Source organism: Amycolatopsis sp. NPDC004378 (assembly GCF_053602455.1).
Genome location: NZ_JBSGDR010000010.1, coordinates 68,690 through 81,395 on the forward strand (window position 1 = coordinate 68,690; position 12,706 = coordinate 81,395).

13 protein-coding genes are annotated in these 12,706 nt (G+C 72.0%); 5 read left to right on the forward strand and 8 right to left on the reverse strand.

The window, feature by feature from the left end:
* The first annotated feature begins 38 nt into the window (after positions 1–38).
* Positions 39–1,226 (forward strand): acetyl-CoA C-acetyltransferase, encoded by a 1,188-nt coding sequence (locus ACWEN0_RS27170; RefSeq protein WP_451979217.1) that lies wholly within the window; start codon positions 39–41, stop codon positions 1,224–1,226.
* On the forward strand, positions 1,227–2,192 hold the full coding sequence (gene meaB, locus ACWEN0_RS27175; RefSeq protein ID WP_451979220.1) for a methylmalonyl Co-A mutase-associated GTPase MeaB: 966 nt from the start codon (positions 1,227–1,229) through the stop codon (positions 2,190–2,192). It abuts the gene before it with no gap.
* Between the two features lie 173 nt (positions 2,193–2,365).
* On the opposite strand, the gene ACWEN0_RS27180 is transcribed toward meaB, so the two are convergent.
* Positions 2,366–2,881: a DUF6939 family protein gene (locus ACWEN0_RS27180; protein WP_451979223.1), complete on the reverse strand. Its 516-nt coding sequence runs from the start codon at positions 2,879–2,881 to the stop codon at positions 2,366–2,368.
* A gap of 231 nt (positions 2,882–3,112) precedes the next feature.
* Between ACWEN0_RS27180 and ACWEN0_RS27185 the strand changes: the two genes are divergently transcribed.
* Complete coding sequence (locus tag ACWEN0_RS27185) at positions 3,113–3,838, forward strand: peptidylprolyl isomerase (RefSeq protein WP_451979226.1); 726 nt, start codon at positions 3,113–3,115, stop codon at positions 3,836–3,838.
* Between the two features lie 290 nt (positions 3,839–4,128).
* Here the strand turns inward: ACWEN0_RS27185 and pdxR are convergent, their stop codons facing one another.
* Positions 4,129–5,499, reverse strand: a complete 1,371-nt coding sequence (gene pdxR, locus ACWEN0_RS27190) for a MocR-like pyridoxine biosynthesis transcription factor PdxR (RefSeq protein WP_451979229.1) — start codon at positions 5,497–5,499, stop codon at positions 4,129–4,131.
* Positions 5,500–5,545: 46 nt separating this feature from the next.
* Here pdxR and ACWEN0_RS27195 point away from each other — a divergent pair, with 46 nt between their 5' ends.
* Both ACWEN0_RS27195 and ACWEN0_RS27200 read left to right on the forward strand, forming a co-directional pair.
* The gene (locus ACWEN0_RS27195; protein WP_451979232.1) at positions 5,546–6,007 is read left to right on the forward strand and encodes a carboxymuconolactone decarboxylase family protein; all 462 of its coding nucleotides are present in this window, start codon (positions 5,546–5,548) and stop codon (positions 6,005–6,007) included.
* Complete coding sequence (locus ACWEN0_RS27200; RefSeq protein ID WP_451979235.1) at positions 6,004–6,741, forward strand: isocitrate lyase/PEP mutase family protein; 738 nt, start codon at positions 6,004–6,006, stop codon at positions 6,739–6,741. Before ACWEN0_RS27195 ends, ACWEN0_RS27200 begins: the two co-directional genes overlap by 4 nt.
* Positions 6,742–6,795: 54 nt before the next feature.
* On the opposite strand, the gene ACWEN0_RS27205 is transcribed toward ACWEN0_RS27200, so the two are convergent.
* The 6 genes from ACWEN0_RS27205 to ACWEN0_RS27230 all read right to left on the reverse strand — a co-directional run bounded on the left by ACWEN0_RS27205 (position 6,796) and on the right by ACWEN0_RS27230 (position 12,696).
* Positions 6,796–8,403, reverse strand: coding sequence for a solute symporter family protein (locus ACWEN0_RS27205; protein ID WP_451979238.1), 1,608 nt, complete (start codon positions 8,401–8,403; stop codon positions 6,796–6,798).
* Positions 8,400–8,750: a DUF485 domain-containing protein gene (locus ACWEN0_RS27210; protein WP_086673121.1), complete on the reverse strand. Its 351-nt coding sequence runs from the start codon at positions 8,748–8,750 to the stop codon at positions 8,400–8,402. The genes ACWEN0_RS27205 and ACWEN0_RS27210 overlap by 4 nt, the downstream gene beginning before the upstream one ends.
* A 70-nt stretch (positions 8,751–8,820) precedes the next feature.
* Complete coding sequence (locus ACWEN0_RS27215; RefSeq protein ID WP_451979241.1) at positions 8,821–10,545, reverse strand: sodium/solute symporter; 1,725 nt, start codon at positions 10,543–10,545, stop codon at positions 8,821–8,823.
* Positions 10,545–10,895, reverse strand: a complete 351-nt coding sequence (locus tag ACWEN0_RS27220; protein WP_451979244.1) for a hypothetical protein — start codon at positions 10,893–10,895, stop codon at positions 10,545–10,547. The genes ACWEN0_RS27215 and ACWEN0_RS27220 overlap by 1 nt, the downstream gene beginning before the upstream one ends.
* On the reverse strand, positions 10,892–11,647 hold the full coding sequence (locus tag ACWEN0_RS27225) for a LytR/AlgR family response regulator transcription factor (RefSeq protein WP_451979247.1): 756 nt from the start codon (positions 11,645–11,647) through the stop codon (positions 10,892–10,894). Before ACWEN0_RS27225 ends, ACWEN0_RS27220 begins: the two co-directional genes overlap by 4 nt.
* On the reverse strand, positions 11,644–12,696 hold the full coding sequence (locus ACWEN0_RS27230; protein WP_451979250.1) for a sensor histidine kinase: 1,053 nt from the start codon (positions 12,694–12,696) through the stop codon (positions 11,644–11,646). Before ACWEN0_RS27230 ends, ACWEN0_RS27225 begins: the two co-directional genes overlap by 4 nt.
* Positions 12,697–12,706 lie beyond the last annotated feature (10 nt).

Genomic DNA, 12,706 nt, shown 5'->3' on the forward strand with positions numbered 1-12,706 from the left:
CGGAAAAACTGCCCATGCGCCGAAGCTTGGAGGACGCCGTGTCCGGTTCCGTGATCCTGGGTGCCGCCCGTACACCGATCGGGCGCTTGCTCGGATCCCTCAAGGACTTCACGGGGGCACAGCTGGGCGGGGTCGCGATCAAGGCGGCCCTCGAACGCGCCGGGGTCGCCCCGGACGCGGTGCAGTACACGATCATGGGTCAGGTGCTCACCGCCGGCGCGGGCCAGATCCCGGCCCGCCAGGCCGCGGTCGCCGCCGGCATCCCGATGAGCGTGCCCGCCCTGACGATCAACAAGGTCTGCCTCTCCGGCCTCGACGCCATCGCGCTCGCCGACCAGCTGATCCGGGCCGGTGAGTTCGACATCGTCGTCGCCGGCGGCCAGGAGTCGATGACCCAGGCGCCGCACCTGCTGCCCAAGTCGCGCTCCGGCTTCAAGTACGGCGACACCACGCTCGTCGACCACATGGCCTACGACGGCCTCTTCTGCGCCTTCGACCAGGTCGCCATGGGCGCCTCGACGGAGAAGTACAACTCCCGCTACGGCCTCACCCGCGAGCAGCAGGACGCGTTCTCCGCCCGCTCGCACCAGCGCGCCGCCGAGGCCATCAAGAACGGGTACTTCGCCGAAGAGATCGCGCCGGTCTCGATCCCGCAGCGCAAGGGCGACCCGGTCGTCTTCGACACCGACGAGGGCGTCCGCGCCGACACCACCGCCGAAGGCCTCGCCAAGCTGCGCCCGGCCTTCGCCTCCGACGGCACCATCACCGCGGGCTCGGCCTCGCAGATCTCCGACGGCGCCGCCGCGGTGGTCGTGGCCAGCAAGGCCAAGGCCGAAGAGCTCGGCCTGACGCCGCTCGCCGAGATCGGCGCGCACGGGGTCGTCTCGGGCCCGGACGCGAGCCTGCACGAGCAGCCGTCGAACGCCATCCTCGCCGCGCTGGCGAAGGCGAAGCTCGGCGCCGACGCGCTCGACCTCGTCGAGATCAACGAGGCCTTCGCCGCGGTCGGTCTCGTCTCGACCGAGAAGCTCGGCCTCGACCCGGAGAAGGTCAACGTCAACGGCGGCGCCATCGCCCTCGGCCACCCGATCGGCGCCTCCGGTGCCCGGCTGGCCGTGCACCTGATCCACGAGCTGCGCCGCCGCGGTGGCGGGCTCGGCGCGGCCGCGCTGTGCGGTGGCGGCGGCCAGGGCGACGCCCTCCTGCTGCGGGTGCCGTCGGCGTAAGTGGCCGGTCCACTCGACCTCGACGACCTGGTCGGCCGCGCGCGGGACGGGCAACCCCGTGCCGTCGCGCGGCTGCTGTCGCTCGTCGAGGACGCCCACCCCCGCGTCGCGGAGATCGCACGGGCCCTGACTCCGCACACCGGGCGGGCCCGCGTGGTCGGGCTCACCGGCCCGCCGGGCGTCGGCAAGTCGACTTCGACGTCGGCGCTGCTCACCGCACTGCGCGCGGAGGGCAAGCGGGTCGGGGTGCTCGCGATCGACCCGTCTTCGCCGTTTTCGGGCGGGGCGCTGCTCGGCGACCGGATCCGGATGACCGAGCACGCCACCGACCCAGGGGTGTTCATCCGCTCGATGGCCACGCGCGGGCACCTCGGCGGTCTGTCGTGGGCGACCCCGCAGGCCGTGCGCGTGCTCGACGCCACGGGCTTCGACGTGATCCTGATCGAGACCGTCGGCGTCGGACAGTCCGAAGTGGACGTCGTGAAGCTGGCCGACACCACAGTGGTGCTCCTCGCGCCGGGCATGGGCGACGGGATCCAGGCGGCGAAGGCCGGGGTGCTGGAGATCGCCGACGTCTTCGTCGTCAACAAGGCCGACCGCGAAGGCGCCGACGCGACTGTGCATGACCTCAAGCAGATGATCTCGCTGGCACGCCGCGAGATCCGGGGGCCGAGCTGGCGCCAGCCGATCGTCCGGACTGTCGCCGCGAAGGGCGAGGGCGTCGACGAGGTGGTGCGGGCAATGGCCGCCCATCACGACTGGCTGGTGATGCACGACGAGCTGGCCCGGCGCCGGATTGCCCGGGCCCGCGACGAGGTCGAGGCGATCGCCGTACGGCGGTTGCGGGCCGAGCTCGCCGACCTGCGTGGCGGCGGCCGGCTGGCCGGAGTCGCCGAGCGAGTGGTGGCGCGGGAGATCGATCCGTTCGCCGCCGCCGACGAGTTGATCGCGGATCTGCGGAAGTGAGCCGAGGCCGAGGAGCGCCCGCGGAACCGAACTGCGGCGGACGACCTGATCGCGGACCCGCGGAACTGAGCCGTGGTCAGCGGGGCGGACACGGATCGGCGGAACTGTTCCGCGGCCAGTGAACCGGGCGCGGATCCGAGCGAACACCGCGCGACCGGCTCTGAGGAGCGGAGTCAGCGCGTCCACGGCCACTCCCCGGCGAGGTGCGCGCGCAGCAAGGCCGCGTGCGACAACGGTTTCGAGAGGTCCTCGATGTCGCCGTTGGTCGTGTAGTCGAGTAGGACCACGTCCCGCTCCGCGCTCGTCTCACGCAGTTCGGTGACCAGGTCGGCCAGCCGGTTCTCCAGTGTCCAGCGGTAGGACGGCAGGTAGATCCGTCTTCGTGCTTGTTCGTATGCCAGCAGTTCGGTGCCCGCCACTCCGGCGCGGTGGCCGACCACTTCGCCGTGCTTGGCGACCGTGCGTTTCAGGCCCCTCATCGACCTGATCTTCAGCTTTCGCTCGTCGATTCCCGTGCCGCGGAAGACTTTCAGCGCTTGCCAGATCCCCTCCACGGACGCGCTCTCCACACCCGGCGAGTACGGCACCGGGATGCCGCCGTGCGGGTAGAAGGGGCTGAACTGCACCCAGGGCTCCGGCCCGCGCGACGTCACGTCCGCGACCAGTGCTCCCGGATACGTTGCCGCCACACCGTTTCTCCTGCGGTTGACCACGTGCACCGTCATGTCTCCCCCTTCGCCGGGCGGCGCTCTGCCGCGTGATCACCATCGTGCTCCGGGGGTCCGACAGTTTCGGGGGTGCGGGCACCGAGGTTCACCCGACCGGCTGACATGGGCGACTTTCGCCGGTTCTGACTGTCGATGCCGCGTCCTAGACTGCGAGCGCTCCGGAACCGGGCGATCACTGGGAGGGCGTGCAGAATGAGAAAGACACTGGTCACCGCGCTGGCGGCCGGCGCGTTGTTCGTGGCGGGCAACGGCGTCGCCACGGCGGCCGACGCACCGCCGCCGAAGACGACCCACGGGCCCTGCCAGTACACCGAGACGCCGGACGAGCCACCCGCGCGACCGGTGCCGCTGCCGCCCGACCCGCGGCACACGCCGAGCCACGGCAAGGTCGACGTCGCGATCCCGACCAGTCAGGGCGAGCTGCCGCTGCGGCTCGACCGTGCGAAGGCGCCGTGCACCGTGCAGAGCTTCCTGCACCTGGCGCAGCACAGGTTCTACGACCACACGGTGTGCCACCGGCTCACGGCGTACCCGACGCTGAAGGTGCTGCAGTGCGGCGACCCGACCGCGACCGGCGAGGGCGGGCCCGGCTACAAGTACAAGGACGAGCTGCCCGTGGACCTGCCGCCGGCGCCGACGGACCCGACCGGGGCGCGGCGCGTGTACGCGCGCGGGTTGCTGGCGATGGCGAACGCCGGACCGGATACGAACGGCTCGCAGTTCTTCGTCGTGTACGGCGATTCCGCGCTGCGGCCGAACTACACGGTGTTCGGGACGGTCGGGCCAGAAGGGCTCAAGACGCTCGACAAGGTGGCCGCAGGCGGGATCGTGCCGACGGCGGACGACCCGGCACCGGTCGACGGGACACCGGCGCTGCGGACGGAACTGCTCCGCGTCCGGCCGGGCTGCTGGTTCTGACGGTGACCGCGGGCCGCTCCCGGTGGGTGCGGCCCGCGGCAACGCTCGTGCTCGGAGGGCGGAAGTCGCGCCTGGAGGGCATGAGCCGCGCCTGGAGGGCATGAGCCGCGCCTGCAGGGGCATCCCCCGTGTTTGGGGAGGCATCGCGCGTGTTTGGAGGGGCATCACGTGTGTCTGGGCGGGCGGAGCCCGTGATTGGAGTGGCATCGCGCGTGATTGGGGAGGCATCATGCGTGATTGGAGGGTCGACTCGTGTGATTGGGGGGGCGACACGGGGGGCGTGGGGAGGGTTAGGGGGTGATTTCCCAGAGGGCGTCGATCAGGGTTTGGGTTGCGCCTGCGAAGGCGTGTTTCGGGGTTGCCGCGTAGCCGACGATCAGGCCGCCCGGGCGGTTCGGGGTCATCCAGTAGCCGTTCAGGCCCTCGATGCCGATCGCGCGGCGGCGGCAGGCGGCCAGGGCCGTTGCCTCCGAGGGGCCGTCCGGGGGGAGCATCAGCAGCAGGTGCAGGCCCGCCGCGATGCCCTGCGGGCGCACGGAGTCCGGGAGCGCCGCCAGGAGGCGGGCGCGGCGGGAGCGGTACTCGGCGCGGCTGCGGCGGACGTGCTGGTCGTAAGCGCCCGAGTCGATCAGCTCGGCCAGCGCCAGCTGGTCCAGCACCGCCGGGCGCGAGCCGCTGTCGGCCATCGCCGCGCGGACCGGCTCCACCAGGCTCCGGGGTAGCACCAGCCACGCCAGGCGCAGGGCCGGAGCCAGGGTCTTGCTCGCCGTGCCCGCGTACACCACCCGCTCCGGCGCCAGGGCCTGCAGTGCCCCGACCTGCTGGCGGTCGAAGCGGAATTCGCCGTCGTAGTCGTCTTCCAGCACCCAGGCGCCTGAACGGGTCAGTGCCGCGCGGCGGTGCGGGGCCAGTGTGACGCCGGTGGGGTACTGGTGCGCCGCCGTGACGACCACCGCCGGACTGTCCAGAGTGGACACGTCGAGGCCGTGCTCGTCGACCTCGACGCCGACCACCCGCGGGCCCTGGGCAGCCGCGATCGACCGGTACATGGCCAGCGACGGGTTCTCGAACGCCAGTTCGCCGACACCCAGCCCGAAGAGGGCCCGCGACAGCACCGCGATCGCGTGCGAATACCCGTGGCACACCACGATCCGCGCCGGGTCGGCCACCACCCCGCGGCTGCGGGCCAGGTAGCTCGCGAGGGTGTCCCGCAGCTCCGGCGCGCCCAGCTCCGACTCGTAGCCGAACGCCGCGGCGGGCGTCCGGAGCAGTGCCCGCCGGGTCGCGGTGATCCACGCCTGGCGCGGAAACGCCGTCAGGTCCGGCCGGCCCGGCCGCAGGTCCCAGCGCGGTGCCGGTTCCCGGGGCGCCTGCCGGGGCGCGGACTGGGGGAGCGAGCCCGCGGTCGCCACCCGCGTCGGAGCGCCCTGGGCCGTGCGCAGGTAGCCCTCGGCGGCGAGGTCGGCGTAGACGCGGGTGACGGTGCCCCGCGCGACGCCGAGGTCGTGGGCCAGGGCCCGGGTCGAGGGCACCGCCGCGCCCGGCTGCCACCGGCCCTCGCGGATGGCCGCGCGGATCGTCACCGCGAGCCCGCCGCGGCCGGTCGACGGATCCCAGCCCAGGTGGACGTCGAGCCCGGAACTGGACCATGAATCTGCCATGTGACTGGACCATACTCGTGGGCCAGTTCGGACTAGCGTGCATAACATGACGAAGCGAATCGGCCTCGGGCGCGCGCCCGAGATCTACCAGGCGATGGCCAACCTCCAGGCCGAGGTGAACAAGGCCGCCGCCAACGCGGGTGTCGACCCGAAGCTCCTCGAACTGGTGAAGATGCGGGCTTCGCAGCTCAACGGCTGCGCGTACTGCCTCGACATGCACAGCCGCGACGCCCTCGAGCTGGGCGAGTCGGCCCGCCGGCTGTTCGTGCTCGACGGCTGGCGCGAGACCGACGTGTTCACCGAAGAGGAAGAAGCCGCCCTCGTCCTCACCGAGGCGATGACGAAGCTGTCGGCGACCCAGACCGTGCCGGACGAGGTCTACGAGCAGGCCACCAAGGTGCTGACCGAAGACCAGTACCGCGCGATCGCGTGGGAGATCATCGCGATCAACGCCTGGAACCGCATGGCCGTCACGAGCCACAGCCCGCTCCCGAAGCGCGACTCGTGACCGCCGCCGCGCTCAGGGCGCTGCACGTTCCCGGCAAGCCGCTGGTGCTGCCGAACGCGTGGGACGCCGACACCGCGAAGCTCGTCGAGGCCGCCGGGTTCCCGGTCGTGGCGACCAGTTCGGTCGCCGTGGCGTCCGCGCTCGGCTTCCCCGACGGCGAACAGGCGCCCGCCGACGAGATGTTCGCCGCGGCGAAGCGCATCGCGAACGCCGTGGGAGTTCCGGTGACCGTCGACGCCGAGTCGGGCTACGGCCTGTCCGGCGCCGAACTGGCGGCCCGGCTGCTCGACGCCGGCGCGGTCGGCTGCAACTTCGAGGACACCGACCACGCCACGGGCGACGTGCGGCCGGTCGCCCAGCAGGCGGACCGGATCGCCGCGCTGCGCGAGGCCGCGGGCGACGGCCTGGTGATCAACGCCCGCGTCGACTCCTTCCGCGGCGTCGACCCGAAGGACCACCTCGTCGAGGGCATCGCCCGGGCGAAGGCGTACCTCGAGGCGGGCGCCGACTGCGTCTACCCGATCCACCTGCGCACGCCCGAGCTGATCGCGGCGTTCGTGCAGGGGGTCGGCGGCTCCGTCAACGCGCCCGCGTGGCCGGGAAGCCCGGGCCTGGACGGCCTCGCCGAACTGGGGGTGGCGAGGATTTCGCTGGGCGGCGGGCTGTGGCAGTACGTCCGGAAGCAGTTCGAAGCGACGGTCGCCGCCGTCGCCGAGGGGAAGCTGCCGTACTGAATGGCCGAAGGCCGCCGCGAGGGTGACTCACGACGGCCTTCGTGTCTCGGGGTGTCAGTGCACGACGGCCTTCTCGGCGCCCGCTCCGGTCAGGGAACGGACCTCCATTTCGGCGTACTTCTTCTCGTCGTGCTCCTTGGACAGGACCGTGCCGAGCCAGCCGAGGATGAACGCGGCCGGGATCGAGACGATGCCCGGGTTGCTCAGCGGGAACCAGGCGAAGTCGGCGGTCTTGATCATCGACGTGCTCTTGCCGGAGACCGCCGGCGAGAACACGATCAGCACGATCGTGATGGCCAGGCCGCCGTAGATGGACCACAGCGCGCCCTGGGTGTTGAACCGCTTCCAGAACAGCGAGTAGAGGATCGTCGGCAGGTTCGCCGACGCGGCCACCGCGAAGGCCAGCGCCACGAGGAACGCGACGTTCTGCCCGTTGGCCAGGATGCCGCCGCCGATCGCGAGGGCACCGATCACCACGGCGGTGATCCGGGCGACCTTGACCTCCGAGTCCGGCGACGTCTTGCCGCGCTTGACGACGTTCGCGTACACGTCGTGGGCGAAGGACGCCGACGCCGTGATCGTCAGGCCCGCGACCACCGCGAGGATCGTCGCGAACGCGACCGCGGAGATCAGGCCCAGCAGCACGGGCCCGCCCAGTTCGAGCGCGAGCAGTGGCGCCGCGGAGTTGACGCCACCCGGGGCCTTCTTGATCGTGTCCGGCCCGACCAGGGCACCCGCGCCGTAGCCCAGCACCAGGGTGAACAGGTAGAACACGCCGATCAGGACGATCGCCCAGACCACCGAGCGCCGCGCGTCGCGGGCCGTCGGCACCGTGTAGAAGCGCATCAGGACGTGCGGCAGACCGGCCGTGCCCAGCACCAGCGCGATGCCGAGGGAGAAGAAGTCCAGCTTGGACGTCCCGGTGGCGCCGTACTGCTTGCCCGGGCCGAGCAGCGTCTCCCCGGCCTTGCCCGCCTTGTCGACGGCGGCCTGCAGCAGGCTGGAGAAGTTGAAGTTGTACTTGCCCAGCACCCACAGGGTGATCACGAGCGCGCCGACGATGAGCAGCGCGGCCTTGATGATCTGCACCCAGGTGGTGCCCTTCATGCCGCCGATGAGGACGTAGGCGATCATGATCACGCCGACCACGGCGATGACCAGCGCCTGCGCGCCACTGCCTTCGACGCCGAGCAGCAGCGCGACGAGACCGCCGGCGCCCGCCATCTGCGCCAGCAGGTAGAAGAAGGACACGGCGAGCGTCGACGTCGCGGCGGCGGCGCGGACCGGGCGCTGCTTCATGCGGAACGCCAGGACGTCGCCCATCGTGAACTTGCCGGTGTTGCGCAGCAGTTCCGCGACGAGCAGCAGCGCGACGAGCCACGCGACCAGGAAACCGATCGAGTACAGGAAGCCGTCGTAGCCGTTGATGGCGATCGCGCCGGCGATGCCGAGGAACGACGCCGCCGAAAGGTAGTCACCCGAGATCGCGATGCCGTTCTGCGGGCCGGTGAAGGCGCGGCCGGCGGCGTAGTAGTCCGACGCCGTCTTGGTGTTGCGGCTGGCCCGGAACACGATCACCAGCGTGATGACCACGAACGCGGCGAAGATCAGGATGTTGAGGAGCGGGTTGCTGCCTTCCACCCCCGCGGCGAGAGTCTTCATGCCTGCTCCTTCTCGATGTCCTCACGGATCTTCTCCGCGACCGGGTCGAGCTTCCGGTTGGCGTACCGGACGTAGAGGCCGGTGATGACGAACGTCGAGACGAACTGCAGCAGGCCGAAGATCAGGCCGACGTTGATGTTGCCGAAGACCTTCGTGCTCATGAAGCCGTGCGCGTAGTCCGCGAGGAGCACGTACAGCAGGTACCAGAGCAGGAACACCGCCGTCATCGGGAAGACGAACCGGCGCAAGCGGCTGCGCAGCTCGCGGAACTCGGTGCTTTCGTGCGCCTTCTCCCAGATGGTCTCTGACGTGTCCGGAGGCCCGCCGCCGGTGTCCGTCGTGCTCATCACTGCTCCTCGCGACGCTGCGGAAAGTGGTCCGCGTCACCGTAGGGAGACGTGAGGTGAGAGTGAAGATTCAGCGGCTCAACAGCCGGGCCAGGCGACGAACGGTTGACGAACGGTCGCGCGGTCCGGTCGAACGGGGTTCGTCGAGGTGCAGCCGCACCATGGCCGCCGTCGACCAGGCGGGTGGCCGGCCCCGCAGCGACACCAGCGCCATTACGCCGAACGCCAGCGGTACCGACCAGGGTGCCGGTTGCTGCACCAAGATCGCCACCCAGCCGTGCAGGTCCGGGCCGGCGAGGGCGAACAAGATCGAACCGGACGACGCGACGAGCCCGGTCAGCACACCCGCGATCCCGCCGGCCGCGGTCAGCCGCGGCCACCAGATGCCGAGCACGAGCAGCGGGCAGAACGTCGACGCGGCGACGGTGAAGCCCCACGTGACGAGCACTCCGGCGTCGAGCTCGGCCGAGCGCAGCGCCAGCAGGACCATCACGCCCGCGACGCCGAACACGGCGATCCGCAGCCGGCGCAGGCCGCCGGGCACGAGGTCGTGCGCGATGGCCCCGGACATCACCAGCAGCAGCCCGAGCGACGTCGCCAGGAACGCGGCGAACGCGCCCGCCGTCAGCAACGCCGTGAAGAGGCCGCCGGCCCAGCCACTGTCCACTTGGTACGGCAGCGCGACGACGACCGTGTCCGTCGCGCCCGAGAGGTACAGGCCCGGCACGAGGACGCGGCCGAGAACGCCGTAGATACCGGGGAAGAGGTAGAAGATCCCCAGCAGCGCCACGGTGATCGCGGCGGTGCGGCGCGCGGCGCGGCCGTCCGGGCTGGTGTGGAAGCGCATGAGCACGTGCGGCAGGCCCATCGTGCCGAGCATGGTCGCGATGAGCACGGCCCACGTGCCGAGCAGCGGGTAACCCTGGTCGCCGAGGTCGAGCAGCGGCCGTTGCCAGTCGGCGCCGCCCAGCGGGGCGCCGCCGCGGACCGCCGGGACGGCCGTGCCCGCGCCGAAGACGACCTCGTCCTGGCTGTGCGCGGTGAATTCGCCCGGGGGCAGGACCTCGACGACGCCGTTGCGGCGCACGGCCGTCGGTTCGCGGATCTCCATGGTGACGTCGACTTCGAACCGCACCGGCGTGTCGCGGGCGAAGTGGGTGAACTCGACGGGGTTGAGCGCGTCGGTCCGGTTGACCGCGCCGGCCTGCAGGACGAGCCAGATCGCCGGGATCAGGAACAGCAGGAGCTTGAGCACGAACTGGAACGCCTGGACGTACGTCGCCGCGCGCATCCCGCCCAGCGCGAGGGTGACGCTGACCGCGGCGCCCGCCAGCACCACCCCGACCCAGTACTGCGTGCCGCCGACCGCGGTGAGCACCAGGCCGGCGGTGCGGAACTGCGGGACGACGTAGATGGTGCCGATCACCAGCACGACGACGGCGGTGAGGCGGCGCAGCGCGGGGGAGTTGAGGCGGGCTTCGGCGAAGTCGGGGACGGTCAGCGCGCCCGACCGCCGCATCGGCGCGGCGACGAGCACGAGCATCGCGATGTAGCCGGCCGTGAAGCCGACCGGGTACCAGAGAGCACCGATGCCGTCCTTGACCACGAGTCCCGCGACGCCGAGGAAACTCGCCGCGCTCAGGTATTCGCCGGAGACGGCGGCCGAGTTCACCAGCGGGGAGATCCGGCGCGAGGCCACGAGGAAGTCGGACGTCGTACGCATCGCGGCGACGCCGCGGACGCCGATGAGCAGCGTCACGAGCACGACCGGCGCGACGGCGAGTGCCACGCCCACTAGTCGTCGTCCTCGAGGCGTTCGGCGCGGCGGAGCTGCCAGCGGGCCAGGACCGCCATCGCCGGGTAGGGGAGGACCGCGATCATCAGCCAGGACAGCGGAATGCCCAGCAGCCGCACGGAGTCCAGGCCGGGGAAGAGCGCGAAGACGCCGGGCAGGCCGAGGAGCAGGGCGAACATCAGGACGAGGGCGGGGAGCCCGTGGCGGCGCTGGGCGCGGTAGAGGGCGGTGGCGCGCTGGGTGTCGCCGGCCGAGAGACGGGGTTGACGCCAGCGGCCCCGCGACCGGCGCCGCGCGTGGGCGAGCCGGGTCTGCGGGCTCGTGACGGCGACCCGGCGGATGCGGCTCATCGCGGGCCCGGGCCGAGCTGGCCGCGCTGGGCGGCTTCCAGCAACCTGTCCCGCAGGTCCCGGGCGTGGCGGCGGCTCACCGGGACGTCGCCGGCCTCCGTGTGGGCCAGCAGGCCGCCCGCCGTGTCGCTGCGCAGTTCCAGTACGGCTCCCACCGCCAGCAGGAAGCCGCGGTGGACCCGGCTGAACCCCGTTCCCTCCCAATACTCCTCGAGCCGCGAGATCGGCATCCGCACCAGGTGCACGCCGCCCCGGGTGTGGAGCCGGACGTAGTCGCCGTGGGCTTCCACGAACAGGACGTCGTCGCGGCGGACGTACCGGGTGCGGCCGCCCGACTCCACCGGCAAGGCCGCCATCGCGTCCGGCGTCGAGCGCGAAGCAGGCGTCGCCATGCGAGAGACCTTCGCCAGCGCCGCCGACAGGCGTTCGGCGCGGACCGGCTTCAGCAGGTAGTCGACCGCGCCGATGCCGTACGCCGTCACCGCGTGGCCGTCGTGGGCCGTGACGAACACGATCACCGGTGGCTCGCTCAGCTTCGCCAGCAGGGACGCCAGTTCGAGCCCGTCCAGGCCCGGCATCGAGATGTCGAGGAACACCGCGTCGAAGTGATCCGCTTGAAGCAGCTTCAACGCCTTCAGTGCGTCGCCCGCGCCGACGACTTCGCCGACTTCGGGGGCTTCGCGCAACAACCGGCACAGCTCGTCCAGGGCGGGCGGGAGGTCGTCGACGGCGAGGACGCGCAGGCCGGTCACGGCAGCACCCCCGGCTGGAACCGCGGCACCCGCACGATCACGCGCGTGCCGGCGCCGACTTCGGTCTCCACGGTCAGGCCGTACCACGCGCCGTAGACGTCCCGGAGTCGTCTGTCCACATTGGCCAGTCCGAGTCCGGCGGGGTCGTCGTCGCCGGTGCGCCCGGCCAGGATGTCCGCGGCCCGCTTCGGGTCCATGCCGACCCCGTCGTCCTCGACGAAGATCACGCAGTCGTTCCCTTCCGCCTGGCCGTGCACCTGGACCAGGCCGGCTTGCGGCCGCGGCTCGATGCCGTGCCGGATCGCGTTCTCCACCAACGGCTCCAGCACCAGGTACGGGACCGCGACGGCGAGCACCTCCGGCGCGACCCGCACCTGGACGCGCAGCCGTTCGCCGAGCACCGCCCGCTGCAGCGCCAGGTACGTCTCGATCGCGCGGAACTCCTCGGCGACGACCGTGTACTCGCCGTGCCGCGCCAGGCTGTACCGCGTGTAGTCGGCGAAGTCGAGCATCAGGTCGCGGGCGCGGTCGGGGTCCGAGCGCACCAGCGACGCGATGACGGTCAGCGCGTTGTAGACGAAGTGCGGCGACATCTCCGCGCGCAGCGCCCGAAGCTCGGCCTGGGCCGCCTGTTCCGCCGACGCCTCCAGCCGGGCCCGCTCGAGGGCCTGCACGACCAGGTCCGCGGCCTGGCTCGCGACGGCGTCCCGGACGTCGCCGACGACGAGCAGCGCCCCGGCCAGCTCGTCGCGGACGTGCAGCGGCAGCACCAGGACGTCCTGCGCCGAGCCGGGTTCCTCGGTGTGCAGCACGCCGTCGAGCACCGTCGCGACGACCGCGTCCGGCCCGGGCCGGCCCGACCAGAGCAGCGACCCGGACAGGTCGGTGAGGCCGAGCCCGGGGAGGCCGAACAGCCGGCGCAGGCCGTGCGCGGCGCGGCGGGCGCGGGTGCCGGACAGGCCGTCGCGCAGGTCGTCGGTGATGCGGCGGGCGGCGGCGAGCACCGGCAGCGGATCGGCGCGGGACGCCGGGCGCAGGTGCACGGTCATCGGGCCTCCC

What these genes read in the sequence shown, in the direction of transcription:
- ACWEN0_RS27185 (WP_451979226.1), top strand. Translation starts at nt 3,113, where the DNA reads ATGAGAAAGACACTGGTCACCGCGCTGGCGGCCGGCGCGTTGTTCGTG.
- pdxR (WP_451979229.1), bottom strand. Translation starts at nt 5,499, where the DNA reads ATGGCAGATTCATGGTCCAGTTCCGGGCTCGACGTCCACCTGGGCTGG.
- ACWEN0_RS27195 (WP_451979232.1), top strand. Translation starts at nt 5,546, where the DNA reads ATGACGAAGCGAATCGGCCTCGGGCGCGCGCCCGAGATCTACCAGGCG.
- ACWEN0_RS27205 (WP_451979238.1), bottom strand. Translation starts at nt 8,403, where the DNA reads ATGAAGACTCTCGCCGCGGGGGTGGAAGGCAGCAACCCGCTCCTCAAC.
- ACWEN0_RS27210 (WP_086673121.1), bottom strand. Translation starts at nt 8,750, where the DNA reads ATGAGCACGACGGACACCGGCGGCGGGCCTCCGGACACGTCAGAGACC.
- ACWEN0_RS27220 (WP_451979244.1), bottom strand. Translation starts at nt 10,895, where the DNA reads ATGAGCCGCATCCGCCGGGTCGCCGTCACGAGCCCGCAGACCCGGCTC.
- ACWEN0_RS27230 (WP_451979250.1), bottom strand. Translation starts at nt 12,696, where the DNA reads ATGACCGTGCACCTGCGCCCGGCGTCCCGCGCCGATCCGCTGCCGGTG.